The sequence below is a fragment of the Rhodococcus pseudokoreensis genome, from assembly GCF_017068395.1.
Lineage (GTDB): Bacteria > Actinomycetota > Actinomycetes > Mycobacteriales > Mycobacteriaceae > Rhodococcus_F > Rhodococcus_F pseudokoreensis.
This window is the reverse complement of record NZ_CP070619.1, coordinates 7,599,868-7,622,180: the sequence shown is the minus strand read 5'-3', so window position 1 is coordinate 7,622,180 and position 22,313 is coordinate 7,599,868. Positions and strand designations below refer to the sequence as shown.

21 protein-coding genes are annotated in these 22,313 nt (G+C 69.1%); 11 read left to right on the top strand and 10 right to left on the bottom strand.

Annotated features, from left to right (window positions below):
• Positions 1 to 2: 2 nt before the first annotated feature.
• A complete protein-coding gene (gene dnaJ, locus JWS13_RS39985) occupies positions 3 to 1,154 on the bottom strand; it encodes a molecular chaperone DnaJ (protein ID WP_124391263.1) in 1,152 nt (383 codons plus the stop codon).
• Positions 1,155 to 1,242: 88 nt separating this feature from the next.
• Complete coding sequence (gene hrcA, locus JWS13_RS39980; protein ID WP_124391262.1) at positions 1,243 to 2,286, bottom strand: heat-inducible transcriptional repressor HrcA; 1,044 nt, start codon at positions 2,284 to 2,286, stop codon at positions 1,243 to 1,245.
• Between the two features lie 209 nt (positions 2,287 to 2,495).
• Between hrcA and JWS13_RS39975 the strand changes: the two genes are divergently transcribed.
• Positions 2,496 to 2,813, top strand: a complete 318-nt coding sequence (locus JWS13_RS39975; RefSeq protein ID WP_005261240.1) for a type II toxin-antitoxin system VapB family antitoxin — start codon at positions 2,496 to 2,498, stop codon at positions 2,811 to 2,813.
• Between the two features lie 18 nt (positions 2,814 to 2,831).
• On the opposite strand, the gene hemW is transcribed toward JWS13_RS39975, so the two are convergent.
• Complete coding sequence (gene hemW / locus JWS13_RS39970) at positions 2,832 to 4,040, bottom strand: radical SAM family heme chaperone HemW (protein ID WP_206011909.1); 1,209 nt, start codon at positions 4,038 to 4,040, stop codon at positions 2,832 to 2,834.
• Positions 4,041 to 4,215: 175 nt separating this feature from the next.
• Between hemW and JWS13_RS46585 the strand changes: the two genes are divergently transcribed.
• The 6 genes from JWS13_RS46585 to JWS13_RS39945 all read left to right on the top strand — a co-directional run bounded on the left by JWS13_RS46585 (position 4,216) and on the right by JWS13_RS39945 (position 9,922).
• Positions 4,216 to 4,317: an Ms4527A family Cys-rich leader peptide gene (locus JWS13_RS46585; RefSeq protein ID WP_373414349.1), complete on the top strand. Its 102-nt coding sequence runs from the start codon at positions 4,216 to 4,218 to the stop codon at positions 4,315 to 4,317.
• 120 nt (positions 4,318 to 4,437) lie between these two features.
• Complete coding sequence (locus JWS13_RS39965) at positions 4,438 to 6,159, top strand: nitrite/sulfite reductase (protein ID WP_206010739.1); 1,722 nt, start codon at positions 4,438 to 4,440, stop codon at positions 6,157 to 6,159.
• Positions 6,123 to 6,893, top strand: coding sequence for a phosphoadenylyl-sulfate reductase (locus tag JWS13_RS39960; RefSeq protein ID WP_206010738.1), 771 nt, complete (start codon positions 6,123 to 6,125; stop codon positions 6,891 to 6,893). Before JWS13_RS39965 ends, JWS13_RS39960 begins: the two co-directional genes overlap by 37 nt.
• Complete coding sequence (gene cysD / locus JWS13_RS39955; protein WP_206010737.1) at positions 6,890 to 7,843, top strand: sulfate adenylyltransferase subunit CysD; 954 nt, start codon at positions 6,890 to 6,892, stop codon at positions 7,841 to 7,843. The genes JWS13_RS39960 and cysD (JWS13_RS39955) overlap by 4 nt, the downstream gene beginning before the upstream one ends.
• 2 nt (positions 7,844 to 7,845) lie before the next feature.
• Positions 7,846 to 9,162: a sulfate adenylyltransferase subunit 1 gene (locus JWS13_RS39950; protein ID WP_206010736.1), complete on the top strand. Its 1,317-nt coding sequence runs from the start codon at positions 7,846 to 7,848 to the stop codon at positions 9,160 to 9,162.
• A gap of 4 nt (positions 9,163 to 9,166) precedes the next feature.
• On the top strand, positions 9,167 to 9,922 hold the full coding sequence (locus JWS13_RS39945) for a sirohydrochlorin chelatase (RefSeq protein ID WP_206010735.1): 756 nt from the start codon (positions 9,167 to 9,169) through the stop codon (positions 9,920 to 9,922).
• Here JWS13_RS39945 and JWS13_RS39940 read toward each other — a convergent pair.
• From JWS13_RS39940 to JWS13_RS39915, 6 genes are all read right to left on the bottom strand, one after another.
• Positions 9,858 to 10,907 carry an aminotransferase class I/II-fold pyridoxal phosphate-dependent enzyme gene (locus JWS13_RS39940; RefSeq protein WP_206010734.1) on the bottom strand — a complete coding sequence of 350 codons (1,050 nt, stop codon included), beginning with the start codon at positions 10,905 to 10,907 and terminating at the stop codon, positions 9,858 to 9,860. The genes JWS13_RS39945 and JWS13_RS39940 overlap by 65 nt on opposite strands.
• Position 10,908: 1 nt before the next feature.
• Positions 10,909 to 11,931, bottom strand: coding sequence for a 3-oxoacyl-ACP synthase III family protein (locus tag JWS13_RS39935; protein ID WP_206010733.1), 1,023 nt, complete (start codon positions 11,929 to 11,931; stop codon positions 10,909 to 10,911).
• A 3-nt stretch (positions 11,932 to 11,934) separates the two neighbouring features.
• Entirely contained in the window at positions 11,935 to 12,594 is a 660-nt protein-coding gene (locus JWS13_RS39930) for an SRPBCC family protein (RefSeq protein WP_206010732.1), read from the bottom strand.
• Entirely contained in the window at positions 12,591 to 14,303 is a 1,713-nt protein-coding gene (locus JWS13_RS39925; protein WP_206010731.1) for a thiamine pyrophosphate-binding protein, read from the bottom strand. The genes JWS13_RS39930 and JWS13_RS39925 overlap by 4 nt, the downstream gene beginning before the upstream one ends.
• 187 nt (positions 14,304 to 14,490) lie before the next feature.
• Complete coding sequence (locus JWS13_RS39920) at positions 14,491 to 15,246, bottom strand: zf-HC2 domain-containing protein (protein ID WP_206010730.1); 756 nt, start codon at positions 15,244 to 15,246, stop codon at positions 14,491 to 14,493.
• Entirely contained in the window at positions 15,243 to 15,749 is a 507-nt protein-coding gene (locus JWS13_RS39915; RefSeq protein WP_206010729.1) for a sigma-70 family RNA polymerase sigma factor, read from the bottom strand. The genes JWS13_RS39920 and JWS13_RS39915 overlap by 4 nt, the downstream gene beginning before the upstream one ends.
• A gap of 288 nt (positions 15,750 to 16,037) precedes the next feature.
• Between JWS13_RS39915 and JWS13_RS39910 the strand changes: the two genes are divergently transcribed.
• The 4 genes from JWS13_RS39910 to cysC all read left to right on the top strand — a co-directional run bounded on the left by JWS13_RS39910 (position 16,038) and on the right by cysC (position 20,750).
• Positions 16,038 to 16,907: a universal stress protein gene (locus JWS13_RS39910; RefSeq protein WP_087559546.1), complete on the top strand. Its 870-nt coding sequence runs from the start codon at positions 16,038 to 16,040 to the stop codon at positions 16,905 to 16,907.
• A gap of 230 nt (positions 16,908 to 17,137) precedes the next feature.
• The gene (gene stf0, locus JWS13_RS39905; RefSeq protein WP_206010728.1) at positions 17,138 to 17,941 is read left to right on the top strand and encodes a trehalose 2-sulfotransferase; all 804 of its coding nucleotides are present in this window, start codon (positions 17,138 to 17,140) and stop codon (positions 17,939 to 17,941) included.
• The gene (cysD, locus tag JWS13_RS39900; protein ID WP_206010727.1) at positions 17,938 to 18,867 is read left to right on the top strand and encodes a sulfate adenylyltransferase subunit CysD; all 930 of its coding nucleotides are present in this window, start codon (positions 17,938 to 17,940) and stop codon (positions 18,865 to 18,867) included. Before stf0 ends, cysD (JWS13_RS39900) begins: the two co-directional genes overlap by 4 nt.
• The gene (cysC, locus tag JWS13_RS39895; RefSeq protein ID WP_206010726.1) at positions 18,867 to 20,750 is read left to right on the top strand and encodes an adenylyl-sulfate kinase; all 1,884 of its coding nucleotides are present in this window, start codon (positions 18,867 to 18,869) and stop codon (positions 20,748 to 20,750) included. The genes cysD (JWS13_RS39900) and cysC overlap by 1 nt, the downstream gene beginning before the upstream one ends.
• On the opposite strand, the gene JWS13_RS39890 is transcribed toward cysC, so the two are convergent.
• Positions 20,747 to 22,234: a UDP-N-acetylmuramoyl-L-alanyl-D-glutamate--2,6-diaminopimelate ligase gene (locus tag JWS13_RS39890; protein WP_206010725.1), complete on the bottom strand. Its 1,488-nt coding sequence runs from the start codon at positions 22,232 to 22,234 to the stop codon at positions 20,747 to 20,749. The two genes, cysC and JWS13_RS39890, sit on opposite strands and share 4 nt — an antisense overlap.
• Positions 22,235 to 22,313 lie beyond the last annotated feature (79 nt).

The window sequence follows — 22,313 nt, the reverse complement described above, 5'->3', positions numbered from 1 at the left end:
GGTCAGCGACCGCTGAACGCTTCACGCAGGCGCGAGAACAGTCCGCCGCTGTGCTGGGACCCGGTGGAGACGACCTCGGCGACGTCACGGTCGCGCAGGTCCTTGAGTTCGCGGAGAATCTTCGTCTCCTTGTGGTCGAGGCGCGACGGCACCACGACCTCGAGGTGTGCGTGCACGTCGCCGCGGATACCGGACCGCAGCTTCGGCATGCCGTGCCCGCGCAGGACCGTCACCGATCCCGGCTGGGTGCCCGGCTCGATGGTGATCTCCTTGGGACCGTCGATGATCGTGTCGATCGTCACGGTCGTGCCGAGAGCGGCGTCGATCATCGGAACCCGGATCGTGCAGTGCAGGTCCTCGCCGTCGCGCACGAACACTTCGTGCGCCTGCTCGACGACCTCGACGTACAGGTCGCCTGCGGGTCCGCCGCCGGGGCCGACCTCGCCCTGCGCGGCGAGACGGATCCGCATGCCGCCCGCCACGCCGGCGGGCACCTTCACCGTGATGTCGCGGCGGGCGCGCACCCGGCCGTCGCCGCCGCACTTGTGGCACGGGTCGGGAATCGTCTCGCCCGCGCCGCGGCAGGTGGGGCACGGCCGGGACGTCATGACCTGACCGAGGAACGAACGCTGCACCGACTGGACCTCGCCCGCGCCGCCACACGTCTCACAGCGCACCGGCTTGGAGTCGCCGTTGGTACCCGAACCGGTGCAGCTGTCGCACAGGATCGCCGTCTCGACGGTGACGTGCTTGCTGACGCCGGTCGCGCACTCCGCCAGCGTCAGCTTGGTGCGCAGGAGCGAATCGGCGCCCGGCTGGACACGGCCGCGCGGCCCGCGGCCCGCACCGCCTCCGCCCCCGAAGAACGCTTCGAACACGTCGCCGAGGCCGCCACCGAAACCACCGCCGAAGCCGGCGCCGCCTCCGCCGCCACCCGAGGAGAGGGGGTCGCCGCCGAGGTCGACGATGCGGCGCTTCTCCGGGTCCGACAGCACCTCGTAGGCCGTCGAGATGTCCCGGAACCGGGCCTGCGCCGCCTCGTCGGGGTTCACGTCGGGATGCAGTTCCCTCGCCAGCTTGCGGTACGCGCGCTTGAGCTCCTGATCGGTCGCCTTCTGATCGACGCCGAGCGTTGCGTAGTAATCCCGTGCCACGTTGAGTCTCTCGTCCTTCTCTACTTCGTTATCTCGCCACTAATCCGTGTGCGCGCTGTCTACGCCGGCGCTGTCGCCGGGCCGGCCGTCACCGCTCGGCGAGCACCTGACCGATGTATCTCGCAACGGCTGCCACCGACGCGATTGTTCCCGGATAGTCCATCCGGGTAGGTCCGAGCACGCCCATTCCGCCGAGCACGGTGCCCGCCGCACCGTAGCCGGTCGAGATGACGGAGGTGCCGCGCATCTGCTCCACCTGGGTTTCCTCGCCGATCCGCACCGTCACGGTGCCCGCGTCCTGGGTGGCGGCCAGCAGCTTGAGCACCACCACCTGCTCCTCGAGCGCCTCGAGGACCGCGCGCAGCGAACCGGGGAACCCGCTGATCCCCGTGAAGTCGGCCGCGTTGCGGGTCAGGTTCGCCGTGCCGCCGAGGACGAGGCGCTCCTCGGGATGCTCGACGAGCGTTTCCACCAGCACGGTGGCCGAACGGATCACGGCGTCACGCAGATCTTCGGGGGCCTCGTCGATCAGTTCCGACACGGCGATGGACGCCGCCGCGAGCCGTTTGCCGTCGAGGGCGCCGCCGAGCAGTCCGCGCAGCCGCGCCAGGTCCTCGTCGTCGAGGACGTCGCCGAGTTCGACGATGCGCTGATCCACTCGGCCCGAATCGGTGATGAGCACCAGCAGCAGGCGGGCGGGAGTCAGCGCGACCACCTCGAGGTGGCGGACCGATGACGCCGAGAGTGTGGGATATTGCACAACCGCGACCTGGCGTGTGAGTTGCGCGAGCAGGCGCACACCGCGCCGGAGGACGTCGTCCAGGTCGACCCCGGACTCGAGGAAATCGAGGATCGCGCGGCGCTCCGCCGTCGACAACGGCTTCACGTCGGCGATGCGGTCGACGAACTGCCGGTAGCCCTTGTCGGTGGGGACACGGCCGGAACTCGTGTGCGGCTGGGCGATGTAGCCCTCGCTCTCGAGGAACGCCATGTCGTTGCGCACCGTCGCACTGGAGACACCCAGATTGTGCCGCTCGACCAGCGCCTTCGATCCCACCGGCTCCTGGGTCGAGACGTAGTCGGCGACGATGGCGCGGAGAACCTCGAACCGTCTGTCGTCCGTACTCGACATCGCCGTCCACCTCCAATTCTCGATCGTCACGAGCAGCGACGTCACCGAACCTTCGTTCGGGTCGGCCGTCACATCCCCTGAGCTACGCGCAGATGCGCGTGCGTCTCGGCTCGGTCCAGTCTAATCGCCGCGTCGCCGATACCGGTTCAGGCCTTACTGTGGTGGGCGGAGACGAGCAGAGGCAACCACCACGGGCGGATGACGAGGCGATGATTTTCAAAGGTGTCATGGACGGCAAGCCGTACCCGGACCACGGGTTGTCGCTGCGCGACTGGTCCAAGATCCCGCCGCGGCAGGTACGGCTCGACGAGATCGTCACCACGACCAAGGTTCTCGAACTCGACCGGCTGCTGTCGGAGGACTCGACGTTCTACGGCGACCTGTTCCCGCACGCCGTGCAGTGGCACGGGGTGCTCTACCTCGAGGACGGATTGCACCGGGCCGTGCGCTCGGCGCTGCGGAACCGCGTCGTGCTGCACGCCCGCGTGTTCGACTACGACGAGATGCCCGGCATCGTCACGGCCTGAGCCTCGGACAGCCGAGCGTCAGCGCAGGACCGTCCGGACCACCGCGTCGGCGAGGAGCCGCCCGCGGTCGGTCAGTACCAGCTGCTCCCCCGCACGCACCAGTAGTCCGTCGGCGACCACCGTCTCGGCCGCGCGCTGCTCCGCGTCGTCCAGTTCCGCCACGGGAAGCCCCGTGCGCAGCCGCGCCGTCAGCATCACCCGCTCGACGTGGACGTCCTCCTCCGTCAGCTGCTCGCTCCCACCGACCGGCAGGCTTCCCGCCGCCAACTGGTCCGCGTAGCGCGCCGGATGTTTGACGTTCCACCAGCGCACACCGCCGACGTGGCTGTGCGCGCCCGGCCCGGCGCCCCACCAGTCGCCGCCGTCCCAGTAGCCCAGGTTGTGCAGGCAGGCCGCGTCCTCGCGCGCCCAGTTCGACACCTCGTACCAGGTCAGGCCCGCCTCCGCGAGCCGGGCGTCGATCCGCTCGTACCGCGACGCGAGCACGTCGTCGTCGGGCGCCGGCAGTTCGCCGCGACGCACCTTCCGCGCCAGGGCGGTGCCGTCCTCGACGATCAGCGCGTACGCGGACACGTGGTCCACGCCCGCCGAGAGCACCGCGTCCAGCGACAGGTCGAGGTCCTCGTCGCGCTCCCCCGGCGTTCCGTAGATGAGGTCGAGATTGACGTGCCCGAACCCCGCGGACCGCGCCTCCAGCGCCGCCGCCACCGCCCGCCCCGGCGTGTGGGTGCGGTCGAGGACCTTCAGCACGTGCTGCGCCGCCGACTGCATGCCCAGCGAGATCCGCGTGAATCCGCCCGCGAGCAATCGGTCGAAAAACTCCGGCGACGTGGACTCCGGGTTCGACTCGGTGGTCACCTCGGCGCCGTCCGCGAGCCCGAAACTCGAGCGGACCGCACCGAGGACGTCCGCCAGGCCGTCGCCGCCGAGAAGGGACGGCGTGCCGCCGCCGACGAAGACCGTGTCGACGGCCGGAGCGCCCGTCATCTCCGCGGCCAGGTCGAGTTCGCGGCGCAATCCCTCCATCCACGACTGCGGCGACGCCGACGTCCCCAGCTCACCGGCCGTGTACGTGTTGAAATCGCAGTATCCGCAGCGTGTGGCACAGAAAGGCACGTGCACGTAGATCCCGAACGGTCGACTGCCCACACCCGCCAGCGCACTCTCGGGCAACGCGAATGCCGCCGCCTCACCCCGACCGACCGTGGTAGTACTCAATCCGCTCACCCCACCAGTGTCCATGGTCGGCTCGCCTCCCTGTCCATGGCCGGCTCGCCTCCCTGTCCATGGCCGGCTCGCCACCGGTGACCACCCGACCGTCAACGCCCCCTCGCCGTGATATTTCCCGCAAAAATGGTGGAAATCGGTGCCCGGCTCTGCGTGAGCGATCTGACGTGGCACAATGGTCTGCATGACCGGACCCGGAGTGCGACTTGTGGCGCGTCGCCACGTCGATCTCAAGCGTGTCTGCAGCTGTTGTTGTCTGCCCTGTCTCGCGCAGTAATTCAGCCTGTCAGCCCGTTCATCATTCTTCTCGACTTCCGGCCGGATTCGAATGCCCCGAGCGAGGATAAGCCCTCCTCCTCGGCCTCAGCCGGTGCATCTTGAGATTCAGGAGTGCTCCATGACGTCGACCACCGACGCCTCCCCCGCTGCCGCCCAGGCAGCACCCGCGCGCACGCGCACGGCGAAGCCGGCCCGGCGACGTGCCGAAGGCCAGTGGGCCCTCGGCTACCGCGAGCCCCTCAATGCCAACGAGCAGGCCAAGAAGGACGACAACCCGCTCAACGTCCGGGCACGCATCGAGAACATCTACTCGAAGCAGGGCTTCGACAGCATCGACAAGAGCGACCTGCGGGGCCGCATGCGCTGGTGGGGTCTCTACACCCAGCGCGAGCAGGGCTACGACGGCACGTTCACCGGTGACGAGAACATCGACCTGCTCGAAGCCAAGTACTTCATGATGCGGGTCCGCTGCGACGCCGGCGCCCTGAACGTCGAGCAGTTGCGCACCATCGCCGGGATCTCCACCGAGTTCGCCCGCGACACCGCCGACCTCTCGGACCGCGAGAACGTCCAGTACCACTGGATCGAGGTCGAGAACGTCCCCGAGATCTGGAAGCGCCTCGAAGGCGTCGGCCTCAAGACCACGGAAGCGTGCGGCGACTGCCCCCGCGTCGTCCTCGGTTCACCGCTGGCAGGCGAATCGCTGTCCGAGGTCCTCGACCCGACTCCCGCGATCGACGAGATCGTCCGCCGCTACATCGGCAAGCCCGAGTACTCCAACCTGCCGCGCAAGTTCAAGACCGCGATCTCCGGCCAGCAGGACGTGGTGCACGAGATCAACGACGTCGCGTTCGTCGGCGTCAACCATCCCGAGCACGGTCCCGGCCTCGACCTGTGGGTCGGCGGCGGCCTGTCCACCAACCCGATGCTGGCGCAGCGCGTCGGCGTCTGGGTGCCGCTCGATGAGGTTCCCGACGTGTGGGAAGCCGTGGTGTCGATCTTCCGCGACTACGGCTACCGCCGACTGCGGAACAAGGCGCGCCTGAAGTTCCTGGTGAAGGACTGGGGCATCGAGCGGTTCCGCGAGGTCCTCGAGACCGAGTACCTTAAGCGCAAGCTCATCGACGGCCCCGCGCCGGAGAAGCCCACCCGGCCGATCGACCACGTCGGTGTGCAGAAGACCCGCAACGGTCTCAACGCCGTCGGGTTCGCCCCCATCGCGGGTCGCGTGTCGGGCACGATCCTGGCCAAGGTCGCGGACGCCGCCGAGCGTGCGGGCAGCGACAAGATCCGCTTCACGCCGTACCAGAAGCTGATCATCCTCGACGTCGCCGACGACAAGCTCGAGCAGCTGATCGCCGACCTGGACGAGCTGGGCCTGCCCGCGCGTCCGTCGCACTGGCGCAAGAACCTGATGGCGTGCTCGGGCATCGAGTTCTGCAAACTGTCGTTCGCGGAGACGCGGAAGCGCTCGCAGGTGCTCGTTCCCGAACTCGAGCAGCGGCTGGCCGACATCAACGCGCAGCTCGACGTGCCGATCACGATCAACATCAACGGCTGCCCCAACTCCTGCGCCCGCTCGCAGGTCGCGGACATCGGGTTCAAGGGAATGCTCGTCGACGACGGCGACGGCAACCAGGTAGAGGGCTTCCAGGTCCACCTCGGCGGCAGCCTCGGATTCGATTCGGCCTTCGGCCGGAAGCTTCGCCAGCACAAGGTCACCAGCGTCGAACTCGGTGACTACATCGATCGCGTCGTCCGGCAGTTCGTGAAGCACCGCAACGAGGGTGAACGCTTCGCGGAATGGGTCGTGCGCGCAGACGAAGGAGACTTGCGTTGAATCTCGCCACAGCCACACAGGAGGACCTCCGGCTCCTTGCCGCGCAGGGGGCGGCAAGTCTCGAAGGGGCCTCCGCGCGGGAATTGCTGCAGTGGACGGAAGACACGTTCGGGGCCGGGGCGAGCGAAGCGACGGGGTATCGCAATAGCTACATCGTCGCGTCGAACATGCAGGACGGTGTTCTCGTTCACCTCGCCGCCCAGATTCATCCCGGCGTGGACGTGCTGTTCCTCGACACCGGCTACCACTTCGCGGAGACCATCGGCACCCGTGACGCCGTCGAGCAGGTGTACGGCGTCAACGTGATCAACGCGCGGGCAGAGGCCAGCGTCGCCGAGCAGGACGCGGCGGAGGGCAAGGATCTGTTCGCCCGTGAACCCAACCGGTGCTGCGCACTGCGGAAGGTCGCCCCGCTGAAGAAGACGCTCGCCGGCTACAAGGCGTGGGTCACCGGCATCCGCCGCGTCGAGGCCCCCACCCGCGCCAACGCCCCCCTGATCTCGTTCGACGACGCGTTCGGTCTGGTGAAGATCAATCCGATCGCCGCGTGGTCCGACGAAGACATGCAGTCCTACATCGACGAGCACTCGATTCTGGTGAATCCTCTCGTCGACGAGGGCTATCCGTCCATCGGGTGCGCTCCGTGCACCAGCAAGCCAGCCCCCGGCAGCGATCCGCGCAGCGGCCGCTGGGCCGGTCAGGCCAAGACAGAATGCGGGTTGCACGCCTCATGACCATCGACATCTCCACTTCCCTCGCAGAAGCCGCCGCCCGGCCGCAGTTGGACGGAACGCAGTTCGACACGCTCGACGCACTCGAGTCGGAAGCGATCCACATCTTCCGCGAGGTCGCGGGCGAATTCGAACGCCCCGTGATCCTGTTCTCCGGCGGCAAGGACTCCACGGTGCTGCTGCACCTGGCGATCAAGGCGTTCTGGCCTGCGCCGCTGCCGTTCGCGCTGCTGCACGTCGACACGGGCCACAACCTGCAGGAAGTCCTCGACTTCCGCGACCACGTCGTGGCCAAGTACAACCTGCGCCTGCACGTGGCGAAGGTCGAGGACTACCTGGCCGACGGCCGTCTCACCGAGCGTCCCGACGGGATCCGGAACCCGCTGCAGACGGTTCCCCTCCTCGACGCGATCTCCGAGAACCGGTTCGACGCGGTCTTCGGTGGCGCTCGCCGCGACGAGGAGCGGGCCCGCGCCAAGGAGCGGATCTTCTCGCTGCGCAACGCATTCGGCCAGTGGGATCCGAAGAAGCAGCGCCCCGAACTGTGGAACCTGTACAACGGCAAGCACTCCCCCGGCGAGCAGGTCCGCGTCTTCCCGCTCAGCAACTTCACCGAACTCGACATCTGGCGGTACATCGCCCGCGACAACGTCGAACTGGCCAGCATCTACTACGCGCACCAGCGCGAGGTGTACCAGCGCGACGGCATGTGGATGACGCCCGGCGTGTGGGGCGGACCGTCCGAGGGCGAAGACCTGCAGACGCTGTCGGTGCGGTACCGCACCGTCGGCGACGGGTCCACCACCGGCGCAGTTCTTTCCGAGGCCGGCGACAACGAGGCGATCCTCGCCGAGGTCGCAGCGTCCCGGCTGACCGAGCGCGGCGCGACCCGTGGCGACGACCGAGTATCCGAAGCGGCCATGGAAGACCGCAAGCGAGAGGGCTATTTCTGATCATGAGCGACCTCCACGTGCACAGCCCGCGAAGCACGCAGTTACTTCGGCTTGCCACCGCCGGCAGTGTGGACGACGGCAAGTCGACCCTCGTCGGCCGTCTGCTGTACGACACGAAATCGGTTCTCGCCGATCAGATCGACGCCGTCACCCGGGCGTCGGTGGACAAGGGCCTGTCCACCCCCGACCTGTCGCTGCTGGTCGACGGCCTGCGCGCGGAGCGCGAACAGGGCATCACGATCGACGTGGCGTACCGGTACTTCGCGACGCCGCGCCGCTCGTTCGTCCTCGCCGACACTCCCGGGCACGTGCAGTACACCCGGAACACGGTGTCGGGTGCGTCCACCGCGCAGATGGTGATCCTGCTGGTCGACGCCCGCAAGGGTGTCATCTCGCAGACGCGCAAGCACGCCGCCGTTCTCGCGCTGCTCGGCGTCCCGAAGCTTGTGCTGGCCGTCAACAAGATCGACCTCGTCGAGGACCCGGCCACCGTGTTCGCGACCATTTCGGCGGAGTTCAACTCGCTGACCAGTTCTCTCGGCTGGGCGTCCGAGGACGTCGTCGAGATCCCGGTGTCGGCCCTGCACGGCGACAACGTCGCGGTGCGTTCGGAGAACACCCCGTACTACGACGGCCCCACGCTCATCGAGCACCTCGAGTCGGTGCCGGTCGACGCCGAACCCCACCGGGTCGGTCTCCGTTTCCCCGTCCAGTACGTGATCCGTCCGCGGACCGCCGAGTTCCCCGACTACCGCGGGTACGCCGGACAGGTCGCCGCCGGTGAGGTGACGCCGGGCGACGAGGTCGTGATCCTGCCGTCGGGTGTCCGCACCACGGTCACCCGCATCGACACGGCGGACGGCGAACTCGACAGCGCCCACGCAGGCCGCAGCGTCACTCTCGTGCTCGCCGACGACGTCGACGTCTCCCGCGGTGACGTCATCGCCTCTCCCTCCGACGCCCCGGAGCCGCTCGGCGAGTTCGACGCGACCGTCTGCTGGCTGGCCGAGAAGCCGCTGCGTCCCGGTGCCCGCCTGCTACTCAAGCACGGCACCCGCACCACGCAGGCCATCGTGGGCACGCTCGTCGAGCGTTTCAACGAGCAGGAGCTCACGTCGGAGCCGAGCCCGGAGTCGCTGGAGCTCAACGAGATCGGCAAGATCTCGGTGCGTGTCGCCGAGCCGATCGTCGCCGACGACTACACCGTGAACCGCCACACCGGCAGCTTCCTGCTGATCGATCCGGCCGGCGGCAACACGCTCGCAGCCGGCCTCGTCGGGGATGCCATCGCAGCGGTGGAGCTCGGCGAGCGCGTCTAATGCGATGACTCCGCTGATCGCTGTCGCTCACGGCAGTCGCGACCCCCGCAGTGCGCGGGTGGTGGCGGCTGCCGTGTCGGCGCTTCGGGAGCGGCGCCCGGACCTCGACGTCCGGTTGTGCTTCCTCGACCTCAACGCGCCGTCCGTGGACCAGGTGATCGACACGGTCGCCGCCGAGGGACATTCGTCCGCCGTGGTGGTGCCGATGCTGCTGGGCAGCGCGTTCCACGCCCGCGTCGACCTTCCGGCGCTCCTGGACGCCGCCCGCCTCCGTCATCCCCACCTGCACGTCCGGCAGGCCGACGTTCTCGGGCACGATGCCCGGCTGGTCGAGGCGGTCCGGGACCGGATCGGCGAAGCCGTCGGTACCGGCGACGAGTCCGGACTCGGAATCGTCCTCGCCGCGGTCGGCTCTTCCGACCCGGCAGCCAACGACCGCACGCGCGCCCTGGCCGGGGCGGTCGTCGCGGGCACCCGATGGTCGGGCGCGGTCACGTGCTTCGCCACCGCGGCGGAACCGACGGTGCAGCAGTCCATTTCGACGCTGCGACACGGCGGCGCCGAGCGCATCGTGATCGCACCGTGGTTCCTCGCTCCCGGACTGCTCACGGACCGGTTGAGCCGCGCCGCGGAATCCTGCGGACCCGGCATCACCTACGCGGCCACCATCGGACCGCACACCCGGCTGCTCGACGTCATGCTCGACCGCTACTCGCAGTCGCACGCGGAACTGCGGCGGTACCGCGCACTGTCGGCCTGAGCGCGTCGATCACCGCACGCCCGGCGTCCGGGTTCCCGACCGCGATCCGCACGTCACCACTGGGATACGTCCGCGCGTGGATGCCGGCACGGGCGAGTGCGCCGCCGACGCCCGCGCCCGGTAGGTAGAGGAAGTTGGCGTGACTGCGCGGGACCGGCATTCCCGCCGCCCGCAACGTGCGCCACAGTTCCTCGCGTTCGGCGACGATGGCGGCCACCCGGACGCGGAGTTCGTGGTCGGCGGCGTACGACGCCGTGACCGCGGGAACGGCGACGCTGCCCATCCCGAACGGCAGTTGCAGCGTTCGAATCCTCCGGGCCAGAGCCGCATTCGCGAAGCCGAATCCGATCCGCAACCCGGCCAGCCCGTACGCCTTGGAGAACGTGCGCAGGAACACGACGTTCGGATGTTCGGCGACGATGCGGTGCGCGTCCAGAGCCAGTCGGCGGTCGACGAACTCCACATACGCCTCGTCGAGAACGACGACCACCCGCTCCGGCACCCGGCGGAGGAAGTCCGCCAGTTCGGCGGCGTCGACGAGGGTTCCGGTGGGGTTGTGCGGGCGGCACACGACGACGAGCCGGGTGCGGTCGTCGATCGCGGCCGCCATCGCCGTCAGATCCTGCCCGCCGTCCGCGAGGATCGGTACCGGCACCGCACCCAGGGCCGCGATCCTCGCGAGGATCGGGTACCCGTCGAACGTCGGGGCGGTGAACACGATCCGCTCCCCCGGCCCGGCGACGGAGCGCATGATCTGCAGGGCGACACCGGTGGCACCCTCGCCCACCACCACCTGATCGGGTTCGAGCCCTTCGTGATCGGCGATGACCCCGACCAGCCGGTCGGGCAGGAACTCCGGGTACCGATGCGCCTGACGCATGACACCGTCGAGCGCGGCGAGCACGGAAGGCAGCGGGGCGAAGGGGTTCTCGCTCAGCGCGAGATCGAATCTCACGCCGGGGCCGGCAAGGGTCGGCGCGGTCATCTCACACCCCCACCGGGGCGGCGCCCCACCGGACGGCCCCGGCCCCGGCGAAGTCGCCCGCGTGCGCGAAGGCGGACATCATCACCAGCGAACCGTTGGGGATCCGGCCCGCCCGGTTCTCGAGGTCGAGGGTGACGGGAATCGCGGCGCCGAACAGGTTCCCGCATTCGTCGAACGTGTCGGGGTGTCGTTCCGGCGGAAGCTCGAGTGCGTCCCGCCAGTTGCGGAGGAACAGCCGGTTGGGCTGGTTGGTGACCAGGGTGTCGATCTCGTCCGGGGTGATGCCGATCTGCTTGCACACCGCGAGCGCCACCTCGGGGACCAGCCGGTTCCCGCGGGCGAACACCTTCGCGATCTTCGTTTCGGTGAACCCGATGTGCAATTGGCCGGTTCCCGCCTCCCAGTATTTGCGCGGCGGATCGACGGCGGCTGTCATGTCCCCGGCGAACTCGGGGTAGGTCCGGCACTCGAGCCCGAGCACCGGCGCGGCCTCGGATTTCATCAGCAGGCACGCGCCCGCGCCGTCACCCGGCACCGCCGACTGCGCCAGCACGCGCACGTCCGACTGCGTGAAGATCTGGCCTGCACTGTTCTGCACCGACACGATCAGGGCAGTGGACGCGTCACTGGTCTGCATGATCTGGCGTGCCAGCTTGATCATGTACACGAACGACGCGCAGCCCCCGTTGTGCAGGTCCACCACCCAGTCCGGGGTGATCCCCAGCCGGCGCGCGAGTTCTCCGCCGGTGCCCAGGACCGGGACGTCCGGCAGCTGGGTGTGGGTGATGAGGACGTCCACGTTGGAGACGAGTTCGGAGCCGTTCCGTTCGATCAGCGGGGCGACTGCGCGTTCGGCCATGTCGACGGCGTTCTCGTCGCTCGCGATGTGGTGGCGGAATTTCGGCGCCCGGAACATGATGTTCGCGGCGAGCCGATCGGAGTCGGCGAATCGGGCGAAATAGTCTGCTCCCACCCGGTTCTCGGGCAGGTAGCCGGCGATGTCGATCAGGCTGACGGTGTCCATGTCTCACTCACTCATCCAGGTCGGGGTCACGGGCAGGTCGTTCGCCCATCGGTATTCGCAGATCGCCTTGAGATTGCTCATCTCGAGCTGGTGTCCGGCGGAGAACATCTCCCAGAAGTCACCCACCCACGGAACCCGGTCGGCGGGAGCGGTCTCGGGGTAGGGATTCTCGTCGTAGAACGGGTGGTGGCAGTTGGTCCACAGCACGACGGATCCGTCGACGTCCAGGACCGTGCGCGCGTCCACCACCCGCATCAGGTACACCATCCACAGGTGTTTCCCCTGGTCCCAGGCGCAGTGATAGTCGACGGTCATCGCGGCGGGGTGCGCCACGGTGCGCGCGTAGATCTCGGTCGTGTCGCCCAGGCGGTCGTACGCAAGCCACAGCCCGGGTTCTCCCGCGGGGGTGAATCCCCGCAGGCTGTACGTCCATTCCTCGAGGCTCCGGGTGTGCGAGAGGTAGCGGAACACCTCGTCCGGCGGGCAGTCGATGTAATCCTGGACAGTGCAGTACTTTCCGAACACCTGGTCGTGCGGGTACACCGACCTCAGCATGTCCATGATGATCGGTGTCGTGGCGTGACGGTCGGAGGTCTCGATGCGGACGAGGCCGGGCAGGCCGGCGGGAAGGTCGGGAAGCGGTGCGATCTCGTGGGCAGTCATCGGCGTGCTCCTTCTCGGGATTCGGATTTCTCGACTGGAACGGGTGCCGTCAGGAACGGCAGGAACGGCGGTAGTTCGTCGGCGTCGCAGACGACCTCGATGACGGCGGGTCCTGTCGACTCCGCCGTGGACCGCAGTGCGTGGGCCAGATCGGCGTGGGTGTCGACCGTGTGGGACGGCAGCCCGGGGAACAGTGCGCCGACTCCGGCCCCGATGCGGGCGGGACGGAACCGGCTGTAGGTGTACGTGCCCTCGAAATACACCTGTTCGCGCGTGAGGCACATCGCGTGGGCGTTGTTGTTGAACACGACGAACGTGACCGGCACGCCGTACTCGACGGCCGTGTGGATCTCGAGTCCGTGCGCGTAGAACGCGCCGTCGCCCGCGATCACGAACGTGCGGCGGCCCCGGGAGAACGCGGAACCGATCGCGGCGCCGAAGGTGTAGCCCATCCCGCCCATTCCCAGCGCGACCACGAACCGCCCTCCGCTCGCGACCGGAAGGTGATGCACCACAGCGGCGCCCGTGTTCCCGGCGTCCGCGAACACGTCGGCGCCGTCGGGCAGCGCTGCGGCGAGCGCCCTCACCGCGTCCGTGTAGTGCAGGCCCGACGTGTCCGATCGAGGTACGTCGATCGGAGTCGGATCGCTGTGCGCGACGGGTACCGGTGTTGCGGCGGGCCCGATGTCGGCAACGAGCCCACGGAGCGTCGCCCGCAGATCCCGGGTCGGGACGTGCTGAGCCTGCACGTACGGCGTCGCCGACCCGACGCTGTACACCAGCGTCTTCTCCAGCACGGTGTCGAGCCCTCCCCGCGCCATCACCGGTAGTCGAGTGCCGACGAGCAGGCAGAGGTCGCAATCCTGCAGTGCGTCGATCACATCCGGGTTTCCCATCGCGCCGGTGATCCCGAGTTGTCCCGGCGCCGCCGGGTCGAGCACATCCTTCGCGTCGGGTGTGACGGCAACCCGCGCTCCGAGCACGTGCGCGAATTCCGCGAGTTCCTCTCGCGCGCCCGCCCGCGCGACCTCGTCGCCTGCGATGACGGTGATACGGCCGTAGTCGTCGCGCAGGGCCTCGGCAAGCCGCGTGACGTCCGTGGTGGAAACGCGCTGTGCGGCCGAGTCCGTTCGGTGCGGTTCCGGGAACTCGCCGATCGCCCGCTGAATGTCCTTCGGCAGCAGCAGTACTGCCGGTCCCCCGCGGCGCGCCGCCGCGAGCGCCTCGGCCAGTTGGCGGTCGAGGTCGAGCGGCGATTCGACGCGCGCACAGTACAGCGACACCTCGCCGAACAACCGGGACGCATCGATCGACCCCGCCAGTCCACTCGTGTCCTGGAACGCGCCCGACCCTTCGAGCGACGTCGGCGGTTGCCCGATCAACGCCAGCAGCGGCACCCGGGACGCGAATGCCTCACCGAGCCCGGCGATCACATTGAGCGCACCACCGCCCGACGTCGCCGCGACCACCCCTGTCCGGTTCGAAGTTCTGGCATATCCGTCGGCCATGGTCGTCGCCGAGAACTCGTGTTTGGCGACGACACCCTCGACGTCCGGGGAGCGGTGCAGCGCGTCGTACAGGTCCTCGATGTTCGCGCCCCCCACACCGAAGACGTGCTCGACGCCCTCGGCCGCCAGCGCCGCGACGATGTAGTCGGCGACGCGCATGCTCCGACCGGTTTTCCGTGGCTCGTGATGCGTGAGATTCATCGGCAGACCCCCGTGTCGTGGATCGGATGGGGCGACCTGTGATCACCCACTGGATATACACACGAACCACGGACCGGCCGGGTTCACCGGTGGCAGAACATTTTTCCGCAAAACGGTCGTGACGATCGAGACACGGCGGCCCTGCCTGCAGGGAGTACGGAAACCGGGCCGACTCCCTGCGTCCCGTTCACAACGCCGTGGTCAGCAATACCTGATGGTCGTCGTCGGATCGCACGTCGATGCTCGCGATCGCGTCGAGGGGCAGGCTGGTGGTGGCTGTGGGCCGCACCGTCTGCCCGGCTTCCCCCGTCCAGGTGGCCACGGTGGTGACCACCCCGGAACGATCGGTCACGGTCAGCGCGTACCCCTCGGTGGCGGCGCCGTAGCGTCCGTCGCCGGGCCACGTGTCCGCGTACGAGCACTCGACGAAGATCACCGTGCCCCAGGACGTCGACACGACGGACGCGCTCGCGGTGATCGTCGTCGGAACCACGGGTGCGAACACCGCCTCGGCGGTGTTCGCACGGTCCGGGGCGGGCAGGGCCGTGACGGGGGCGGCCGGGGTCCGGTCCTGGGTCGCCAGCACCGCGACGGGGACGGCCACGGCGATCACGGCTGCCGCCGCAGCGAGGGCCACCGCGGCCCGCCGCTGACGTCGGCGCCGCTGCACCGTTCCCACCAGCCCGGTCAGCACACGCGGTGCGGGCATCTCCTCGACCTCGGGCGCACCGTCCGTCAGGGTCCCGAACGCCTCTTCCGGTGTGATCAGAGCCAGCAGTCCGGGCATGCCCGCCAACTCGGACACGGCCTGCGAGCACTGTGCGCAGTGAGCGAGGTGGGCCTCGTACTCGCGCCGATCGGCGGCCGACATGGCACCGAGCACGTAGGCGGCGTCCCAGCGGACGTAGGGATCCTCGTGGGACTCGAAGTCGTCGAGCGTCATCGGGTCACCCCCATTTCCTGCAGAGCCAATCGAAGCGCCCGCAATCCGTAATGCATGCGGGATTTCACCGTTCCCTCCGGTATCCCGAGTTCGTCGGCGATCTGGTGGGTCGACATCCCCCGGTAGTAGCCGAGCACCAGGACCGCGCGGTGGTCGGCGCTGACCCGGGCCAGCGCATCCCCCATCATCCAGGCGTCGAGTGCGCCGTCCGAACCGTCCGGGGCGGCCCGTTCGGGTGTCGAACTCATCCCGACCTCACGCTGCGAGCGGGCACTGCGGTGCTCGTCGAACACGAGGTTCCTGGCGACCGTGAACAACCACGCCCGAGCCGAAGACTCCGACTGGTCGAGCACGTTCGGGTGCTTCCAGGCGCGCAGCAGCACTTCCTGCACGATGTCCTCGGCGCGGGCGCGGTCGCCGGTCAGCCGGAGGGCATACCGCCACACGGCGGGGGCATGTTCCTCGTACAGGGCGTGCATGAGCTCCGTCTGGGCATCCGGCATCGGTCACCACCTCCCAGCAGTACACACGGTTCACCCGCGCCTCCGGTTCACCACCACGGAAACGGGAGCAAAGCCCAGGTGACCCGGGAGAGTCTCCTCGTCCCCGTCCGTGCCGCTCGTCCGCTTCGCCGTGTGGTCCGTCGCCCCTTCGGTTAGTCTTCGCTCGCCGGTGCCCCGAGTATTCCCGGGGACCACGTCGATCGCACCGGGATCGGCCGCCTGCCGATTTACCTCTGGCGCGTCGCCGCCGTCCTGGATCAAACTGGAATGGAGGTGAGGAGCACCCCCATGAGCACAGCACGGATTCGACGCGGCATCGTGGCAGGTATCGACGGATCGGACGGCGCACTGGAGGCGGCGGCGTGGGCTGCGTCCGCCGCGCGGCGCTTCGAGGAGCCGCTGCGCCTCGTCCACGTGTTACCGAAGCATCCGAATTCCGGGGGTGGCGCGGACGGTCACCCGGACGGCGAGGAGGTCCTCGCGGCCGCCGAACGCGCCGTACTGAACGGGCAGCAGGACCTGGAGGTGGAGCGCAGCACCCATCCCGGCCCACCCGCCCACGCATTGGTGGAACTGTCCAAGACGGCCCGGATGCTGGTTCTGGGGCCCGCGGCTACGAGTGAGATGAAATCCGTGGTCGCCGGTTCCGACGTGGTCCGGGTGTCGAATCGAGCCGAGTGCCCCGTCGTCGTCTGGCGCGGCATCCAGGGCCACGAGGTCAGCGAGACGCGTCCCGTCGTGGTCGGTGTGGACGGAAGCGAACTGAGCGACATGGCCGTGGCCCATGCGTTCGAGTTCGCGGCGTTCTTCGGCGCCCCCCTCGTGGCGGTGCACACGTGGGCCGAGCATTCCACCCTCGGTGCGTGGTATTCGGAGGAACGCCGCTTCACCGACTGGTCCGACCTGGTGCAGCACGAGGAGGCGTGGCTCGCCGAAAGCCTCGCCGGGTGGCGCGAGAAGTATCCCGATGTCGAGGTCACACGCTGCCTCGAACGTGGCGGGCCGATGAAGGTGCTCCTCGAGTACTCCTTCGGCGCGCAATTGATCGCCGTCGGCAGTCACGGCAGAAATCCGTTCACCGCCTCGATCGTGGGTTCGACGAGCCAGAGCCTCATCCACCACGCCCGGTGCCCGGTTCTCATCTGCCGAAAAGGCTGACCGCGGGTTTCGATCAGCCTGATTCATATTCTTCCGTCGCGCGACAATTCCGCCGGCGGCGAGGAGCCCCCGTTCGGGTGCGCGAAAACCGCTCTGACCTGGCAATTTTTACCCTGCCCCGCGTCCCGATTTTCACCTGATCATGGGCAGCGGAAAAGCAAGTGTTTCGATCACGCTAATTCGATTTCCTCCCGATTTCGGCACCGAATTTCGCCTTTATAGTTTCCGGCATGTCGGAGCCACGCTCATATCTCGTCTGCGCGTCGCAGCGCAGTGGCAGCACGCTGCTCGTCGAATCCCTCCGTGCCACGACCGTGGCCGGGAACCCGGAGGAGTTCTTCCAATACCTGCCGTCCACCAGCCGGTCACCGCAGCCACGGCAGTGGTTCGAGTCGGTCACCGACGAGACGGTGCTCTCCCTGCTCGCCCCACTCGAACCGGGAACCGCCGACACCCGCACCGCGGAGCAGTGGCGCGATCAACTGCTCAACCTCGGACGCACCCCCAACGGCGTGTGGGGCGGCAAACTGATGTGGAACCAGGTGCCGCTCGTCCTCGACCGCGCCGCCGGGCTCCCGGACCGCTCCGGCGACGACCTGCGGTCCGCGCTGGACGACATCCTGGACCGCGACCTCGTCCTCATCCACGTCTTCCGGCGTGACGTCGTCGCGCAGGCGGTGTCGATGTGGCGGGCGGTGCAGACCCAGGTCTGGCGCGACGACGCCACGCCGCCCGCGCCGCACGACGGCGCCGAATATCACGCGGACGGCATCGCCCACCTCGTCCGCATCCTCCGCGATCAGGATGTACAGTGGCGCAACTGGTTCGAGACGGAGGATCTCGACCACATCGACATCAGCTTCGACGATCTCGTCGCGGCCCCGCAGGCGACGGCGGCGAAGGTGCTCGTCGAACTCGGCCTCGACGCCGATCTCGCGCCCCCGCCGCCGCTGAAACGTCAGAGCGACGGCCGCTCCAAGGAGTGGGTCGAGCGCTACCGGTCCGAGGCCGCCGCGAACGGACTTCCGCTGTGACCGCCGCACCGCACGCCGACACGGACGCACACGTCGACGAACTCCGCGCGCTGGAGGCGGAGGCCGTGCACATCATCCGCGAGGTGGTCGCGGAACTCGAGCGACCGGTGCTGCTGTTCTCGGCAGGCAAGGACTCGATCGTGCTGCTGCGGCTGGCGGAGAAGGCGTTCCGGCCGTCCCCGTTGCCGTTTCCCGTCCTGCACGTCGACACCGGGCACAACTTCCCCGAGGTGATCGACTTCCGCGATCACAGGCTCGCCGAGGACGGTCACCGGCTGATCGTCGCGTCGGTGCAGGAGTCGATCGACAAGGGCCGCGTCACCGAAACGGGTGGTCCCGGCACGTCGCGGAACCGGTTGCAGACCCGGACCCTGCTCGACGCCCTGGAGGAGCATCGCTTCGACGCCGCCTTCGGTGGCGCGCGCCGGGACGAGGAACGCGCCCGCGCGAAGGAGCGGGTGCTCAGCTTCCGCGACGAGTTCGGGCAGTGGGATCCGCGTTCGCAGCGCCCCGAGCCGTGGTCGCTGTACAACGGGCGGATCCGCCGCGGCGAGCAGGTCCGGGTGTTCCCGCTCAGCAACTGGACCGAACTCGACATCTGGCGCTACGTCGAACTCGAAAAGCTCGCGCTGCCGTCGATCTACTTCGCCCACGAACGGCAGGTGTTCGAACGCGACGGCATCCTGCTCGGACTGTCCGAGTACACGCTGCCCACCGAAAGCGAACTGGTGCAACGGCTCCGGGTGCGGTATCGCACCGTCGGGGACCTCACCATCACCGGCGCCGTACGTTCGGACGCCGACGACGTCGCCGGTGTGATCGAGGAGATCGCCGCGGCCACGGTCTCCGAACGCGGAGAAACCCGGGCCGACGACAGGACTTCCGTTGCCGCGATGGAAGACCGCAAGCGCGAGGGGTACTTCTGATGACCACCACAAGCCGGCCTCGCCAATTGCTGCGACTCGCCACCGCGGGCAGCGTCGACGACGGGAAGAGCACCCTCATCGGCCGCCTCCTCCACGACACCGGAAGCCTGCCCACCGACCACCTCGAGGCGGTGACGAACGCCGACGGCCAGGCGGATCTCGCCGCCCTCTCCGACGGGCTGCGGGCCGAACGCGAGCAGGGCATCACCATCGACGTCGCCTACCGCTTCTTCTCGACGCCGACCCGGAGCTTCGTCCTCGCCGACACACCGGGGCACGAACGGTACACCCGCAACATGTTCACCGGAGCGTCGAACACCCACGTGGCCGTGCTCCTGGTGGACGCGCGCACCGGCGTGCTCCGGCAGACCCGGCGCCACGCCCGGATCGCCGACCTCCTCGGCGTCCCGCACCTGGTCGCGGTAGTCAACAAGATCGACCTCGTCGACTTCGACGAGACCCGGTTCAAGGAAGTCGAATCCGAACTCGGCCTGCTCGCGCAGCGCCTCGGCGGCCGCGACCTCACGGTGATCCCGGTGTCCGCCACCCGGGGAGACAACGTGGTCACGCGGTCGGATTCGACACCCTGGTACACCGGGCCCACGCTCCTCGCGTACCTCGAAGCGGTGGAACTCGCCGCGCCGTCGGCCGTCGCATCCGAACTGCGACTCCCCATCCAGTGGGTAGCACGTCCCACGGACCACCAGCGGCGCCGCTACACCGGCCGGCTGTCGGCGGGCACCCTGTCCGTCGGGGACGAGGTGCTGGTTCTGCCTGCCGGTTCCCGCAGCACTGTCACCGCCCTCGACACCCTCGATCCGCACCGGGCCGTCGCGGTCGCGCCGCTGTCGGTGTCGTTCGAACTCGCCGACGACGTCGACGTCGCCCGCGGCGACCTCGTCGTCAGTGCGGCGACCAATGCCACTGCACCCGTTCCGGCCCGCGAGATCGACGCGACCGTGTGCTGGCTGAGCGAGACGCCGCTGCGGGCGGGCGACCGGGTGGCCCTCAAGCACACCAGCCGCACCGTGCGCGCCACGGTGCAGGAGTTGCACACCCGGCTCGACCCGGAAACTCTCGAAGAACACGACTCCCCCAGCGAACTCGCCCTCAACGACATCGGCCGGATCACGCTCCGGACGAGCACGGTGGTGCTCGCCGACCCGTACGCCACCAATCGCGACGCCGGCGCGTTCATCCTCATCGACGAGCAGAGCAACGACACCGTCGGCGCCGGAACGGTCAGCGACACCCGGGAAGTGGTTCCCGGCGAGCAGACCCGGCACGACATCAAGTGGCACCCGTCGTCGCTGAAGCGGGACCGGCGCTGGTCCGCGACCGGGCAGCGGGGCGCCACCATCTGGCTCACCGGGCTGCCCGCGTCCGGGAAGTCGACCGTCGCGGTCGCGCTCGAACGGACGCTCGTCGACGCAGGCCGGACCGCTTACCTTCTCGACGGCGACAATGTCCGCCACGGCATCTCGGACGACCTGGGGTTCTCACCCGGCGACCGGGCCGAGAACATCCGCCGCGTCGGTCACCTCACCCGGTTGTTCGCCGACGCCGGGGTGGTCGCCATCGCGTCGATGGTGTCGCCGCTCCGCTCGGACCGGGCGATCGCCCGCGCCCTGAACGAGGCCGCGGACCTGCCGTTCCTCGAGATTCACGTCAGCACCCCGGTCGACGAGTGCGAGCGGCGCGACCCCAAGGGGCTCTACGCCCGGGCGCGGGCGGGCGAACTCCGCGGCCTCACCGGGATCGACGCCCCGTACGAGGCGCCGGAGAACCCGGACCTCGCCTTCGACACCACCGGCGCCGACCTCGACGACCTGGTCGCCCGGATTCTCACCGAACTCGCCCGGCACGAGGGGTTGCAGGCCTAGCTCAGGCGGAGCAGTGCCTCGTGCAGCGCGATCCGGTCGTCGAACACCCGCCGGCGCGGACCGTACGCCTGGAGCCGGTCGTGTCCACGCCCGGCGACGACCACGACGTCGCCCGGCGCGGCGAGGGTGACCGCCGCCGCGATCGCCTCGGCGCGGTCGGGGACCACCAGCACGTCCGCGTTGCCGCCGCTGCGCGCTCCGCGCGCGACGTCCTCCCGCAAGCGCTGCGCGTCCTCGGAGTACGGGCTCTCGTCGGTGACGATAACGGTGTCGGCGAAACGGGCGGCCGTCGCGCCGAGCGGGGCGCGCTTGCCCGGGTCGCGCTCACCCGTCGCCCCGACGACGGCGATGACCCGGCCCCCGGTCAGTGAACGGAGGTAGGGAAACAGGCGTCGCTGCCCGGCGGTGTTGTGCATGTAGTCGACGAAGGCGAGGAAGGGCTGACCCGCGTCCACGGCCTCCAGGCGTCCCGGGATGGTGTCGAGGTTCTCGATCCCCGCGATCGCGGCGTCGAGGTCCACGCCCCGGACGACGAGGGCGGAGATCGCGGCGAGCGCGTTGTCCACCTGGTGCACGCCGAGCAACCGGAGCCGCACCGATTTCCGGTCGCCGGCGCCGTGCAGCGTGAACGACGTGCCGTCCTCGTCCGCGTGCACACGAGACGCGTGGATGTCGGCCGCCGTCGTCCTCGACGAGAACGTCAACCGCGGCACGGTGACGGTGGCGGCGAGGCGGCGTCCGAATTCGTCGTCGATGCCGACGGCGGCCGCCGCGCAGTGCCGGGGGTCGAACAATCTGGCCTTCGCCGCGAAGTACGCATCCATGTCGGGGTGGAAGTCCAGATGGTCGCGGGCGAGATTGGTGAACACACCCACCCGGAAGGACGTCCCGTCGATCCGGTGCAGCGCGAGACCGTGGCTCGACACCTCCAGCGCGACCGCCCCGATCCGCTGTTCGGCGAACGCGGCGAGGGTCTGCTGGAGTTCGCACGCCTCCGGTGTCGTCCGGGTCGCGGCCCGTGAACCGCCGGGCCCCCGGACCGCGATTCCCGTCATCATGCCTGCGGTGGCTCCGGCCGCGCGCAGTCCCGCGTCCAGGAGGTACACCGTGCTGGTCTTCCCGTTCGTCCCGGTCACCCCGTAGACGTCGATCGCCTCGGACGGATGGCCGTACACCCACGACGCCAGCGGACCGAGGACCCGCCGCGGATCGTCCACCACGATCGTCGGCAGGACATCCGACTTCCGGTCGCTGAGCATCGCGACCGCACCGCGCGACGCGGCCTCGGCCACGAACTCGATCCCGTGACGGTGCCGGCCCGGCAGCGCCGCGTACACGTCCCCGTCCCGGACGAGACGCGAATCCTGCTTGATCCCCGTCACCGCGGCGTCGCCCGGACCGCAGAGAGTCGCCGACCGGCCGAGACGGCGCAGCACCTCGTGCAGCGGCCTCGGCGGGGTGAACCGCGGGCAGTCGACGCTCATCCTCCCAGTGCACCACCGGTGTGCAGGGCGCGGCGACGGAACCGCGATCATCCACCCGCGGCGCCCCGCCTCTCGATGC

Coding starts and splice junctions, on each gene's coding strand:
- hrcA (WP_124391262.1), bottom strand. CDS start 2,286: ATGTCGAGTACGGACGACAGACGGTTCGAGGTTCTCCGCGCCATCGTC.
- JWS13_RS39975 (WP_005261240.1), top strand. CDS start 2,496: ATGATTTTCAAAGGTGTCATGGACGGCAAGCCGTACCCGGACCACGGG.
- JWS13_RS46585 (WP_373414349.1), top strand. CDS start 4,216: ATGGTCTGCATGACCGGACCCGGAGTGCGACTTGTGGCGCGTCGCCAC.
- JWS13_RS39965 (WP_206010739.1), top strand. CDS start 4,438: ATGACGTCGACCACCGACGCCTCCCCCGCTGCCGCCCAGGCAGCACCC.
- JWS13_RS39960 (WP_206010738.1), top strand. CDS start 6,123: ATGGGTCGTGCGCGCAGACGAAGGAGACTTGCGTTGAATCTCGCCACA.
- cysD (WP_206010737.1), top strand. CDS start 6,890: ATGACCATCGACATCTCCACTTCCCTCGCAGAAGCCGCCGCCCGGCCG.
- JWS13_RS39950 (WP_206010736.1), top strand. CDS start 7,846: ATGAGCGACCTCCACGTGCACAGCCCGCGAAGCACGCAGTTACTTCGG.
- JWS13_RS39945 (WP_206010735.1), top strand. CDS start 9,167: ATGACTCCGCTGATCGCTGTCGCTCACGGCAGTCGCGACCCCCGCAGT.
- JWS13_RS39940 (WP_206010734.1), bottom strand. CDS start 10,907: ATGACCGCGCCGACCCTTGCCGGCCCCGGCGTGAGATTCGATCTCGCG.
- JWS13_RS39935 (WP_206010733.1), bottom strand. CDS start 11,931: ATGGACACCGTCAGCCTGATCGACATCGCCGGCTACCTGCCCGAGAAC.
- JWS13_RS39930 (WP_206010732.1), bottom strand. CDS start 12,594: ATGACTGCCCACGAGATCGCACCGCTTCCCGACCTTCCCGCCGGCCTG.
- JWS13_RS39925 (WP_206010731.1), bottom strand. CDS start 14,303: ATGAATCTCACGCATCACGAGCCACGGAAAACCGGTCGGAGCATGCGC.
- JWS13_RS39920 (WP_206010730.1), bottom strand. CDS start 15,246: ATGACGCTCGACGACTTCGAGTCCCACGAGGATCCCTACGTCCGCTGG.
- JWS13_RS39915 (WP_206010729.1), bottom strand. CDS start 15,749: ATGCCGGATGCCCAGACGGAGCTCATGCACGCCCTGTACGAGGAACAT.
- JWS13_RS39910 (WP_087559546.1), top strand. CDS start 16,038: ATGAGCACAGCACGGATTCGACGCGGCATCGTGGCAGGTATCGACGGA.
- stf0 (WP_206010728.1), top strand. CDS start 17,138: ATGTCGGAGCCACGCTCATATCTCGTCTGCGCGTCGCAGCGCAGTGGC.
- cysC (WP_206010726.1), top strand. CDS start 18,867: ATGACCACCACAAGCCGGCCTCGCCAATTGCTGCGACTCGCCACCGCG.
- JWS13_RS39890 (WP_206010725.1), bottom strand. CDS start 22,234: ATGAGCGTCGACTGCCCGCGGTTCACCCCGCCGAGGCCGCTGCACGAG.